Here is a 12,794-nt window from a genome sequence, read left to right on the forward strand (position 1 = left end):
AATGCTGGCGGGATCCCAGCGTGATTTAACACCGGAGCAGGCAGCCCAGCGGTTACGGGATGTCAGCGACATCCATTTTAAATCCGCTCACTTCTGCTAAAAAATGGTTGTGGAGGAAAATAGAGATGCAAACCTTAATCCAAAACGTAACAGACGCTTTTCGTGCGTGTTTTAACGCTTCTCCAACGCACTTTTTTCAGGCACCGGGACGCGTGAATCTGATCGGTGAGCATACGGATTATAATCAGGGTGTTGTCTTGCCTTGCGCCATTAATTTCCAGACTGTACTTGCTGCGGCTAAACGTGAAGATACGTGTGTCAGGGTCATTGCGGTTGATTATCATCATCAGGTGGATGAGTTTGATCTCCGCCAGCCCATTGTTTTTCAGCAAGGAAAAATGTGGGCGAATTACGTCCGTGGTGTGGTGAAGTGTCTGGCAGAGCGGGGTTATTCGTTTGGTGGCATGGATATCGCCATGAGTGGCAATATTCCCCAAGGTGCGGGTTTGAGTTCATCGGCATCGTTGGAAGTTGTGATTGGGCAGGCGATTAACTCGCTTTACCGGCTCGATATCAGCCGCAAAATCATTGCCCTGAATGGGCAGCAGGCCGAAAACCAATTTGTCGGTTGCCATTCCGGCATCATGGATCAGTTAATCTCTGCTTGCGGCGAGGAGAATCATGCTTTGCTGATTGATTGCCGGACGTTGGAAATGCAACCTGTCCCTATGCCTGATGAGGTGGTCGTGATGATCATCAATTCCAATAAACAGCGTGGCTTGGTGGACAGCGAATACAATACGCGCAGGCAGCAATGTGAAGAAGCCGCCCGTTTATTGGGTGTAAAGGCATTGTGTGATATCACGCTTGAACAGTTCAGTGCCAAACAAGCGTTGCTCGATACATTGCTCGTCAAACGGGCCAGGCATGTGGTCAGTGAAAATGTGCGTACTCAATGGGCGGCTGAGGCGTTGAAGGCGGGGGATGTATTTCGCCTTGGCCAGCTTATGGCCGAATCTCATCTTTCCATGCGTGATGATTTTGAAATTACGGTCAGTGAAATTGATGTGTTGGTGGCGATGGTCAAAAATGTGATAGGTGATCGCGGGGGCGTTCGCATGACAGGGGGCGGTTGTGTGGTGGCACTGGTTCCTCCTGATCGGGTGAAAAGAGTGGAAAAGGTGATTGAGCAACAATACGCAGCGAAAACCGGTTTGAGGGCGGATATCTACCTTTGTCAGGCGACAAAAGGCGCCGGTCAGATGGAATATTAAATTTTGTAACCAAATGAAAAACGGGACGTTAACGTTGATAAAAATATTGTATTTATATGGAGAAATAAAAATGAAACTCACAAAACTCATTGTATTTGCTGCTATATTAAGTTTTCCTTTTTTATCATTACATGCAGAAACTGAAAATAAAGTTAATGATGCAAAACATATTGACTGCAATACATTAAATGGAAAACCCGGACAAAATGGTAAGGATGGAATACCTGATAGCAATTGCAAAGATGGGGGCAAAGGCGGGAACGGACAATCTCCGGGGCAATTTTTCATCCCATCCCATTACTGACATCAAAAAAAATCCCGTATTAGCTTGCGGGATTTTATCATCATAGAATTTATTATTTTTTACGGCTTTCGGGCTAATTGACAGGCTTTGCGCTCACTGGGTTCACGTTCTTGAATGATTTTTGCTGTTTCATCGATGGCAGGAAGAGGAAAGCCCATATCGTCATAGGCAGCAAAACCCATTAAACGATAGCTGCTTAACGGGGTATCGATGGGGATGCGAAACTCTTGCTTTGCCCCTGACGCCAATGGCTCAAATGCGTGCACTGTCAGTGTCCCCGGCTCACATTTGGCGTTAAGGGGTAAAATAGCCAGATAACCTCCCGCCACAGGCTGGTCGCCTTTATTTTGCAATGTACCGCCGACAAAGAATTGACCACCGGCTCCCAGCCCCATGTGGAATAACAAATATGCTTCCCCTTTTGCCCATAATGCAGGGGAAAACAGGCTGCCAGCCATTAACATTATTGCACTGAATATTGCACCGAATGTATAACCACGCCATTTCATCGTGATGCTCCTGTTTATCTATGCCTTTCCAACACAAAATAGGTATTACAGGGGTTGGCACAAAAATCAAGTGATCTTACTTAACTTGAGTCATGGCTATCGATTGAACAGGGGCTATCGATTGATACAAGAATCAATATCACCGTATTTTGTCACGCGGTTAAACACATCCAAATCTAATCTGGCAATGTAATTGATTAAATAGTGGTTACATAACGGCCCATCTGAAATATCCAGCGGGGTTTGAGATTTAAACTCGTTAATCGGGTCCAATGAAGCATATGCCAAGAATTCAGGCGGCAAATGAGGGACAACATCATCGATATAATTGAACACCGCAAAATGGCTAAAGTTTTGGCTAACGCGTTTGGAGAATGCCTTGTTTCCTGGTCGTGGGCAGGCAAATAAACAGGCTGAGTGATTGGGGGCGAGAGGACCGATTTCATACATAAGGTAGGATGCAATTGCGGCGCCAAGGCTGTGGCCGACAATAGTGAACCGGCTATCTTTTCCGATAAGTTGGGTAATCGCTTCCGCCAATTTGAGCTTGCTGTAATCACAGTGAGATTCAGGTTCAATGGCAATCAGCTTCATTGAATCATAGAGACTAAAAAAACCTTGGCTGACGGCTATCTTGGGGAAACGGGTCCACGGTGAGGAGAAATCCATCAGTCCATCGTGGATATCCTCCAGCAAAATAGTGGGATCGGTTCCGCGTATAGCAACAATATATTCCCCTGATGCGGGGCGTTTTTCGGCCACATTTTTTTCAGCCACATAGCCATAACAGACATGATCAGGCCATTCGCCTTTTCGTGGCGTGACTGAGAAAGACAGATCATCTGCTGAGAGATACGCTATCACTCTCCATCCATCCTCGTTAATCCGGGGATCGGCCGGCGGCGTTGGATGATTGTAATACTGGGTGTTCATTTCCATGGCATATAACACGAATGCCGCAAAATTGGCGGCTTGTTTGTAGGTATACATAAAGCCCCTTTTGTTTGTTGTTTGTTATTGGCGTATGGTTAATGCAATCACCTTGTGTCATTTAATTGTATGTCACTTTACCATATAATTAATTCCCTTTTGTTATAAGTAGTTTTTATTTATTCTTTCAAATTGATTGCTGTGCGGCGTTATTCTCTTCCGGTCTGAAGGTTTTATTTTCTGAAAGTTTTATTTGCAAATTTTACCGATTATCAAGAGGCAAATATGGCAGCACCACGCTCAGTTCTTGAACTTATAGGGAATACACCACTATTGGAACTGACTCATCTGGATACAGGCCCATGCCGGCTATTTATTAAATTAGAGAATCAAAATCCGGGGGGATCGATTAAAGATCGTGTTGCACTTTCAATGATTGAGCAGGCAGAAAAACAGGGGGTGTTACAGCCGGGTGGCACTATTATTGAAGCCACGGCAGGTAATACGGGGATAGGGCTGGCGTTGGTTGCCGCCATGAAGGGCTATAAACTGATTTTAGTTGTGCCTGACAAGATGAGCCGGGAAAAAATTTATCACCTGCGGGCGCTGGGAACCGATGTACGCCTGACACGCTCTGATGTAGGAAAAGGGCATCCAGAATATTATCAGGACTATGCCCTGCGTCTGTCGAAGGAAATCAGCGGCGCTTATTATATTGATCAATTCAATAATCCTGCGAATTCAGCCGCCCATTTTGCGGCCACGGGGCCAGAGATTTGGCAGCAGATGGAACAGCATGTCGATGCTGTGGTGGTGGGGGTCGGCTCTGGTGGGACACTTGGGGGGTTAAGCCAGTATTTTAAGCAGGTTTCCCCTGATACGGAATTTGTCCTCGCCGATCCCAAAGGTTCCATTCTTGCCGATTATGTTGAGCATGGTCACTATGACGAAGCCGGTAGTTGGTTTGTCGAAGGTATTGGCGAAGATTTTATCCCGCCGCTGGGTGATTTTTCTCAGGTTCATCAGGCTTATCGCATTACTGATGCTGACGCGTTTACCTGCGCCAGGGATTTGCTGTTGAAAGAAGGCATCCTGGCAGGCTCTTCTTCAGGCACATTGCTGGCCGCGGCGCTGCGTTATTGCCGTACCCAGACCACGCCGAAACGGGTGGTGACGTTAGCTTGTGACAGCGGCAACAAATATTTGTCGAAGATGTTTAATGATTATTGGTTATTGGAACAAGGACTGCGTTCACAACCCAAAGAAAATGATTTGAGCGATTATATTACCTATCGTTATCAGGATGGTGCGACGGTTTCAGTTTCCCCGCAAGATACCTTGCAGATCGCCTATGGCCGCATGCGGCTGTATGACATTTCACAATTACCTGTGATCGAAGACGGGCAAGTCGTTGGTATCATTGATGAGTGGGATCTCATGCACACTATTCAGGCCAATTCACACAATTTCTCCTTCCCTGTGACTGAAGCGATGACCCGTCAGGTTCATACACTCAATAAAAAAGCGCCATTGGGGCAGTTAACGGCCACTTTTGATGCGGGGCATGTGGCGCTGATTGTTGATGATAATCATCATTTTTTGGGGCTGGTGACTCGTACTGATGTGCTGAACGCATGGCGTCAACAACTCAATTGATCTTTTTTAGGAATAAATTAATGGCCGAGTTTAATAAGATTAAATTTGATACACAAAGCGTTCATGCAGGTTATGTCCCTGATCACACGGGGGCAGTCATGCCTGCTATTTATGCGACATCGACTTATGCTCAACCGGCACCGGGTCAACATACGGGATATGAATATTCCCGTAGTGGAAACCCGACACGTGATGCCTTAGAGCGTGCGATTGCTGAATTGGAGAATGGCACACGGGGTTATGCTTTTGGTTCTGGTCTGGCTGCCAGTTCGACCATTTTGGAATTGCTTGATAAAGACAGTCATATTATTGCAGTAGATGATCTCTATGGTGGGACTTACCGGTTGCTGGAGAAAGTGCGTCGCCGGACGACGGGGCTGAAAGTCACCTATGTTGAGACGGGGGATACTGCGGCATTGGAAGCGGCAATCCAGCCTGACACAAAAATGATTTGGGTGGAAACGCCCACGAACCCATTACTGAAATTGGCTGATTTAGCGGCGATTGCACAGCTTGCCAGACATCATAATATCATCAGTGTTGCAGATAACACGTTTGCTTCTCCTTATATTCAGCGCCCACTTGATTTGGGTTTTGATATTGTGGTGCACTCTGCAACCAAGTATCTGAATGGACATTCTGACGTTATCGCAGGTCTTGCGGTGGTAGGAAATAACGCTGAATTGGCGGAGCAAGTTGCGTTCCTGCAAAATTCCATTGGTGGCATTCTTGACCCATTCAGTAGTTTCCTTGTCCTGCGCGGCATTCGGACATTGGCACTGCGTATGGAGCGTCATATTGACAGTGCAGGGAAGATTGCGCATTGGCTCGAACAGCAGCCACAAGTTGATAAAGTGTATTATCCGGGGCTGGCTTCTCATCCTCAGCATGAATTGGCCAAGCGTCAGATGCGAGGTTTTGGTGGCATGGTTTCCATCGTACTGAAAGGCGATGAAGATTATGTGCGGCGAGTGATTAAAGAACTGCAATTGTTTACGCTGGCGGAAAGTTTAGGCGGGGTGGAAAGTTTGATTGGTCAACCGTTTACCATGACCCATGCTTCCATTCCGCTGGAAAAGCGTCTGGCTGCCGGCATTACGCCACAACTGATCCGTATTTCTGTTGGTATTGAAAATGTGGATGATCTGATAGCGGATTTGTCTCAGGCATTTGGAAATGCCAAATAGTAATTAAAAATTGTCGGTTATTACCTTCCTCCTACAATGTAAGGAGGAAGGAATTTTCATCAAACGATGCCAAGCGATATTTTTCGATTGGCATTTTTTATTATTTCATTAATTTATATTGAGTTAATTTTACCACTCAGCAGTAGGACTCTATTTTTAAGTCAACTCATTTTAATCATGGCTGATCTCGCATTGAGAATAAGACATATTTCAGCAATAATCGGTATGTTCAAAAAATTTCAAACGTCGGTGTCACTAACAAAGGATGATACGTTATGGCAATTTTAGATATTCTCACCATTCCAGATGAAAGATTAAGACAAAAATGTGTTGATGTGACTGATTTTGATAAAGTTCAAACGTTGATTGATGACATGCTGGAGACAATGTACAACACTGACAATGGCATTGGTCTGGCAGCGCCACAGGTTGGTCGGAAAGAAGCCGTTTTGGTCATTGATCTTTCTCCAACTCGTGATCAACCGATGGTTTTGGTTAACCCAAAGATTGTCGAAAAAGAGCGCCGGGTCGTGAATCAGGAGGGCTGCCTGTCGATACCCGGATATTATGCCGAGGTTGAACGGTTTGAAAAAGTGAAGGTAGAGGCATGTGATCGGTTTGGTCAGCCGATAACAATGGAACGTGAAGATTTTCTGTCTATCGTGATGCAGCATGAAATTGATCATTTACAGGGCATTATTTTTATCGATTATCTCTCCCCGCTAAAAAGGCAAATGGCATTGAAAAAAGTAAAAAAGTCGCTCAGTAATAGCCAAAATTAATGGCCGGAGATAATAAAAATCATGTTAATTATTTATTAATAATATTATGTCACTTGCAATATTGTGGTTTTATATTTTGTTGTTATTTAATTTATTAATGATAAGCAGACATGAAAAGGCTTAAAATTATGCAGCGTCATACGATAATTGGCATAATTTTTTAAATATATATTTTATTTTCAGAATGTTAAGGTTAAATCAGCGTCTATTTGATGGAATTTGCATGATCTGATGGTAATCCTATAAGCAGAGGAATGATTGTGATTGGAATAAGTGATATTGCGTATTATCAACAACCGAATTTTTCCATTGATCTGAACCTAATAGATACAACAGATGCCAAGGTCGGTACCTATTTGCTGATATTGGATGCGGAGGGGATCAGGGATATTCAGGTTCCCGCCGTGAAAGTGGGGAGTAGCATGGAATATGTTAATATTCCTTCTATTGCCAGCAGCAACGAGCTGACATGCGCCATTTATATCAGAAACAGGATCAATCGCAGTTACCCGCTGATTGGTACTTTTTATCTTGACTATGATCCGTCAACCGGTTTTGTGGATATTTCTGCGATGAAATTATCTCCTTACTCTCAATTAGATCTCGCTGTCGCTAGGGTGGGCGACACAAAGTTTGATTTTAAACTGAAAGCGAAATGCTAATTTAGTCAACTTGGGTGACAACAACCAAAGTTACAAAACGAAGTGGCGAGCCAATAACGGTGCTGTAAAATTTTTCTTCAAATAGAACCCCCTGGGCAACGTCATGATTGGCTGACCGTATTCGCCTATCGCGTCTGTCAATGCCCGGCTATTGGCGGCTTTAGGACGTAGTTGTAACACTTCACCATGACGGGCCGTGATGCTCTCGACTTTCCCTAACACAATAAGATCCATGAGTTCTTCCCAATCGCGTCGCAGCAACTCGTCTTCAAGGATATTTGGACTCCAAAGCAACGGCGAGCCAACGCGGCGCTCGGAAAGTGGAATGCTCCTTTCGCCTTCAACGGGTATCCACAGGACACGGGATAACTTACGCCGGACGTGACAGTTTTCCCATCGAATGCCGCTGTTACCTGTTAAAGGCGCAACGCAGACAAAGGTGGTTTCTAATGGGTAACCTTTGCTATCCACAGGGATGGTTTTCAGCTCGATGCCGATATGTTCAAAATCCTGTTCGGGTTTGCTGCCGGCATTTGCACCTAAATAATATTCAAGCAACATACCGACCCAACCTTTATCACGTTTTAAATTGGGAGGAATGGGGAGTCTGGCGAGTGCAGCCAATTCACCCATAGATAAGCCTGCCAGAGATTGGGCGCGATTGAATAGTTGTTGTTCGTTTTCAGGTGGTGCCGGCGGTGTGAAGTGCATGTGATAGAGTCTATTTTTTACTGGTTAAAAAATGGCCGCATGATTTTTGGGAAATCATTATTAATTTATCATTGGTGTGATTGTTTTGATAATAGCATGATATAAAAGATTTTTTCATGGGTGTTTTCTGCATTAAAAATAGACTTGTTATGATTGTTCACCTATTCCCAGTGATAATAAACAGGATCTTACACTATGTTATCCACAGATTTATGGGATAAGTGGTAAAAAGTGAGATCACTGGTTTGATTTACAGCCCTAATGAGTGATCTTTTCTACAAAAACAGGCTATTTTTGTTTAACTAAAAGGCATATCCTGTGGATAAAATCACCACTGGTTGATATTTGTTCAGATCGAGAAAATGCGAAAGCTTTTATGAGTAAGATACCTTATTAAAAGAGGCATAAAATGACTTAACAATATGAAAAATAAAGATTGTTAATTTACACCCATAAGGAGTGTAAAAATATGTAATAAAAGTATACCCGCTTTACCCCGCTCTTTTTCACATACATATCCACAGAAAAAGTGAATAAAATGGTTCTGGTTAGACAATAAATGTTTATAACTTTAGCTTTTCCTGTGAATTATCCTTTTAGTGGCGTAATCCACGCAGATTTAAAATCAAACCTGCCGAAGGTGTTCATTTTCACGCCTCCATGCTGCGTTTACCCTGTAATCCGGGCCAAGGATGAAATAGGGGGCAGCCAGTAAGTTAGCTCACTGGCCTTTTTCGATGGCTTGGCCTTCGTTATCTGCTTGCTTGGTTATATTTTCCCTAAACCTCTTCGGTGATATAACGTGCAATGATATCACCCACCTCATCGGTGCTGACTGCTTTGTCATTACCCGCAAGATCGGCGGTACGATAACCTTGTTCCAAAGCGCGGTTGATCGCCCGTTCAATGGCACCTGCGGCATCAAGGTGCCCAAGGCTATGACGCAACAACAGGGCGGCGGATAATATTTGGGCTATCGGGTTGGCGATGTTTTTGCCCGCGATATCAGGGGCTGAACCACCCGCAGGTTCATATAAGCCAAACCCTTTTTCATTCAGGCTGGCAGAAGGCAACATGCCCATTGAGCCTGTGATCATGGCGCACTCATCGGACAAGATATCGCCGAAAATATTGGAACATAATAGCACGTCAAATTGCGCCGGATCTTTGATCAGTTGCATGGTGGCGTTATCGATATACATATGTTCGATGGCAACATCAGGATAATCTTTGGCAATTTCGCTAACGACTTCACGCCACAGCACGGAACTTTGCAAAACATTCGCTTTATCAACCGAAGTGACTTTATGGCGGCGCGTGCGTGCAGACTCAAATGCAATGCGTGCGATCCGTTCTATCTCGAAACGATGATAAATTTCAGTATCGAAAGCACGCTCATATTTCCCTTCACCATCACGCCCCTTGGGTTGGCCAAAATAAATGCCACCGGTCAGTTCACGGACACATAAAATATCAAAGCCTTTGGCGGCAATATCATGGCGAAGGGGACAAAAAGATTCTAATCCTGCATATAAGCGTGCCGGACGTAAATTACTGAACAGTTTGAAGAGCTTACGCAGTGGCAATAATGCCCCCCGTTCAGGCTGTTCTGTCGGCGGGAGATGTTGCCATTTCGGCCCTCCCACAGAGCCAAATAGGATCGCATCAGCCTTTTCGCAGCCGATAATTGTTTCTTGAGGCAACGGTGTGCCATGACGATCAATGGCGATCCCACCCACATCATATTCGCTGGTGGTGATGCGGAGATTGAAACGATGGCGGATGGCATCCAATACCTTATAGGCTTGCTTCATCACTTCAGGGCCAATGCCATCACCAGGCAAAACAGCAATATGACAGCGATGAGTTTCTTGCTTACCTGACGTTGCGTAATTTGAAATAGATTGGCTGGAAGACATGATTATGCAGTTTCCTTTGTGTTGTTCCGGTTATCGTTTGGGATATTGCCTTGGGAGAGGCGTTGCTTCTCTTTTACGACTTGTTCAGCCTGCCAGATGTTATTCAGGACGTGGATCATGGCCTTGGCCGAGGATTTAATGATGTCGGTGTCCAAACCCATTCCATGAAAACGGCGGCCAAAACATTCCACGATAATATCCACCTGACCGAGCGCATCTTTACCGTGCCCTTTACCGGATAATTGATAAGAAATTAATTCCAGTGGATAACCCGTAATGCGGTTAATGGCTTGATAGATAGCGTCAACCGCCCCATTGCCGGTCGAGGCCTCAGATTTGAGCGTATCCCCGCAGGTCAGGCGAACGGTGGCAGTCGGTACGACATGGGTGCCTGACTGGATACTGAAATAGTCCAGACGGTAATGTTCATTCTCTTGCTGTTGTTGATTGATGAACACCAAGGCTTCCAGATCGTAATCAAACACCTGCCCTTTTTTGTCTGCCAATTTCAAGAATGCCTGATACAGCGCGTCCAGATCGTAGTCACTCTCTTGATAGCCCATTTCTGTCATGCGATGTTTCACCGCGGCACGCCCGGAACGCGAGGTCAGGTTTAATTGGGTATCTTTCAGACCGATGGATTCTGGCGTCATGATCTCGTAAGTTTCACGATTTTTCAGGACGCCATCTTGATGAATGCCGGATGAGTGGGAAAATGCGTTACTGCCAACAATGGCTTTATGGGCCGGGATCGGCGTATGGCAAATTTGGCTGACTAACTGGCTGGTACGGTAAATTTCTTTATGGTTGATATTGGTATGCACACCCAACATTTGTTGGCGTGTTTTGATCGTCATGATCACTTCTTCCAGTGAGCAGTTACCCGCCCGCTCCCCTAATCCATTGATTGTGCCCTCTATCTGACGGGCACCGGCCTGAACTGCCGTAATGGAGTTAGCGGCGGACATGCCTAAATCGTCGTGGCAATGGACGGAAATAATTGCTTTATCAATATTGGGTACGCGATCAAATAAGGTGCGGATAATACCGCCAAATTGGTAAGGAGTGGTATAGCCAACGGTGTCGGGAATGTTGACGGTGGTGGCACCCGCTTTGATGGCTTGCTCGACGATTTTACACAAATTATCGATATCGGTACGACCGGCATCTTCACAGGAAAACTCGACGTCATCGGTGTAGTTGCGTGCCCGTTTGATGGAACGAACGGCCATTTCCACAACATCATCAAAGGTTCTTTTTAATTTATGTTCGACGTGCAGATTTGAGGTAGCCAGTACCATATGCAAGCGGAAGGCTTCAGCTACTCTCAGGGCTTCTGCGGCGACATCGATATCATTGTCAACGCAGCGGGATAAGGCACAGATACGGCTATTCTTAATTTCACGGGCGATGGTTTGAACGGATTCAAAATCTCCCGGAGAAGAAACGGGGAAGCCGGCTTCAATAATATCAACCCCCAGCCTTTCCAGTGCATAAGCTATTTGCAGTTTCTCTTTTACACTCAGGCTGGCTTGTAATGCCTGTTCTCCGTCACGTAATGTTGTATCAAAGATAATAACTTGCTGGCTCATGTTGTGCTCCTGTTAATATAAAATAACCATTTGATTTGGTTAGGTAACTTAGTTCAGTGATTGTGTGTTGTTTTTGAGCGCCGAGCAGGTAAAAAAAACCCGCGCCGTGCGCGGGTTTTCTGTTTCTGATGGAGGTTAACTTAGCCCTGTTCCCCACCCACCAGCATACCGCGCACACGAAAGGCGATAAGTAGTAGGCTTAGTAGGAAAATAGGATGAATCATGTAAGCTAACCTTGATAAATTTGTTAAATGAATTTTAACTGTTAGTCAATATAGATACTTTATCTAAAAAATAATGTCAAGCGCTATGAGTCTAAATACAGAGTGAATCATGCTCATCAGTGGTTGTTTGTTGAGCGATTGTTAGGTTTGGTGACTATTTTTTACATTTTTAGCGATGTTTTTATCTATTTTTCGTCGCTATATATGGAGTAAAATCCGGCTCTGATGGAGGGTAAATGTGATGCCTGTTATTTTATACAGTCATTATATTTTTAAGGAGCAAGGGTAGATGGATGTTAATCACAGTGTTTTTAGGTTAAGAAATCATAACCATACAGAATATCAATAAATCGTGTTTCAATATCTTGAGAGAATTGAGTGTTATTTAATATATCCGATCATTTTCTTGATAGAGAATATTAATAGAGCGTTCTGATAATGAGTTGGAATATACTCGTTTTATTATGAGCTATTGCTATTCATATATAACACATTAATATTTTGCCTATAAAAATATTACGGTTACGTAAATAAGATACATTGGTTATGCATATTTAATTTTTGTACAAGGACGAATCTCAATTTATTTTATGACAAGTTGGGGTAATTGATCTTATTAATGGATAAGGCTGTTTGCGATATTAAAATGTGGTATTTATAACATTTAGGAACGGCCAATAGCCATTATTTAATGAGATCACTGCTATAAGTTTAGTGGAGTGAAACAATGACTGAATACAACTCAGCAATGACAGAAAAAAAAGAGCCATGCGATGTTCAATTGCGTAGTGTCGATCTCAATTTGCTTACTGTTTTTGATGCGGTAATGCAAATGCAGAATATTACACGCGCGGCTAAGGCATTGGGAATGTCACAACCGGCTGTCAGTAATGCCGTCGCGCGTTTGAAGACCATGTTCGATGATGAGTTATTTGTTCGTTATGGCCACGGTATTCAGCCAACGACGAGAGCCAAACAGCTTTTCGGGCCACTCAGGCAGGCACTGCAAATTGTTCATAATGAGTTGCCCGGAGTGGGGTTTGA

General features: G+C 44.2%; 12 protein-coding genes. 7 read left to right on the top strand and 5 right to left on the bottom strand.

The window, feature by feature from the left end; genetic code table 11:
- Nucleotides 1-125 precede the first annotated feature (125 nt).
- Nucleotides 126-1,274 carry a galactokinase gene (gene galK / locus PSI17_RS14360; protein WP_273552625.1) on the top strand — a complete coding sequence of 383 codons (1,149 nt, stop codon included), beginning with the start codon at nucleotides 126-128 and terminating at the stop codon, nucleotides 1,272-1,274.
- 70 nt (nucleotides 1,275-1,344) lie between these two features.
- A complete protein-coding gene (locus PSI17_RS14365) occupies nucleotides 1,345-1,578 on the top strand; it encodes a hypothetical protein (RefSeq protein WP_273552626.1) in 234 nt (77 codons plus the stop codon).
- A gap of 59 nt (nucleotides 1,579-1,637) precedes the next feature.
- Here the strand turns inward: PSI17_RS14365 and PSI17_RS14370 are convergent, their stop codons facing one another.
- Nucleotides 1,638-2,087, bottom strand: coding sequence for a membrane-associated Zn-dependent protease 1 (locus tag PSI17_RS14370; RefSeq protein WP_273552627.1), 450 nt, complete (start codon nucleotides 2,085-2,087; stop codon nucleotides 1,638-1,640).
- A gap of 114 nt (nucleotides 2,088-2,201) precedes the next feature.
- Complete coding sequence (locus PSI17_RS14375) at nucleotides 2,202-3,077, bottom strand: lipase family protein (protein ID WP_273552628.1); 876 nt, start codon at nucleotides 3,075-3,077, stop codon at nucleotides 2,202-2,204.
- Nucleotides 3,078-3,302: 225 nt separating this feature from the next.
- Between PSI17_RS14375 and PSI17_RS14380 the strand changes: the two genes are divergently transcribed.
- The 4 genes from PSI17_RS14380 to PSI17_RS14395 all read left to right on the top strand — a co-directional run bounded on the left by PSI17_RS14380 (nucleotide 3,303) and on the right by PSI17_RS14395 (nucleotide 7,304).
- Entirely contained in the window at nucleotides 3,303-4,673 is a 1,371-nt protein-coding gene (locus tag PSI17_RS14380) for a cystathionine beta-synthase (RefSeq protein ID WP_273552629.1), read from the top strand.
- A gap of 20 nt (nucleotides 4,674-4,693) precedes the next feature.
- Complete coding sequence (locus PSI17_RS14385; protein WP_273552630.1) at nucleotides 4,694-5,860, top strand: trans-sulfuration enzyme family protein; 1,167 nt, start codon at nucleotides 4,694-4,696, stop codon at nucleotides 5,858-5,860.
- A gap of 275 nt (nucleotides 5,861-6,135) precedes the next feature.
- Nucleotides 6,136-6,642 (top strand): peptide deformylase, encoded by a 507-nt coding sequence (gene def, locus PSI17_RS14390; protein ID WP_273552631.1) that lies wholly within the window; start codon nucleotides 6,136-6,138, stop codon nucleotides 6,640-6,642.
- A 260-nt stretch (nucleotides 6,643-6,902) separates the two neighbouring features.
- Nucleotides 6,903-7,304, top strand: a complete 402-nt coding sequence (locus tag PSI17_RS14395; protein WP_273552632.1) for a hypothetical protein — start codon at nucleotides 6,903-6,905, stop codon at nucleotides 7,302-7,304.
- A 30-nt stretch (nucleotides 7,305-7,334) separates the two neighbouring features.
- Here PSI17_RS14395 and mutH read toward each other — a convergent pair whose 3' ends face one another.
- The 3 genes from mutH to leuA form a co-directional block, all read right to left on the bottom strand.
- Nucleotides 7,335-8,015 (bottom strand): DNA mismatch repair endonuclease MutH, encoded by a 681-nt coding sequence (mutH, locus tag PSI17_RS14400; protein ID WP_273552633.1) that lies wholly within the window; start codon nucleotides 8,013-8,015, stop codon nucleotides 7,335-7,337.
- A 779-nt stretch (nucleotides 8,016-8,794) separates the two neighbouring features.
- Nucleotides 8,795-9,934: a 3-isopropylmalate dehydrogenase gene (leuB, locus tag PSI17_RS14405; protein WP_273552634.1), complete on the bottom strand. Its 1,140-nt coding sequence runs from the start codon at nucleotides 9,932-9,934 to the stop codon at nucleotides 8,795-8,797.
- A 2-nt stretch (nucleotides 9,935-9,936) separates the two neighbouring features.
- Nucleotides 9,937-11,526, bottom strand: coding sequence for a 2-isopropylmalate synthase (gene leuA, locus PSI17_RS14410; protein WP_273552635.1), 1,590 nt, complete (start codon nucleotides 11,524-11,526; stop codon nucleotides 9,937-9,939).
- Between the two features lie 951 nt (nucleotides 11,527-12,477).
- Here leuA and PSI17_RS14415 point away from each other — a divergent pair.
- On the top strand, nucleotides 12,478-12,794 hold a 317-nt coding region (locus tag PSI17_RS14415), incomplete at its 3' end, for a LysR family transcriptional regulator (RefSeq protein WP_273552636.1).

The sequence above is a fragment of the Xenorhabdus sp. IM139775 genome (assembly GCF_028598745.1).
In the GTDB taxonomy this organism is placed as follows: domain Bacteria; phylum Pseudomonadota; class Gammaproteobacteria; order Enterobacterales; family Enterobacteriaceae; genus Xenorhabdus.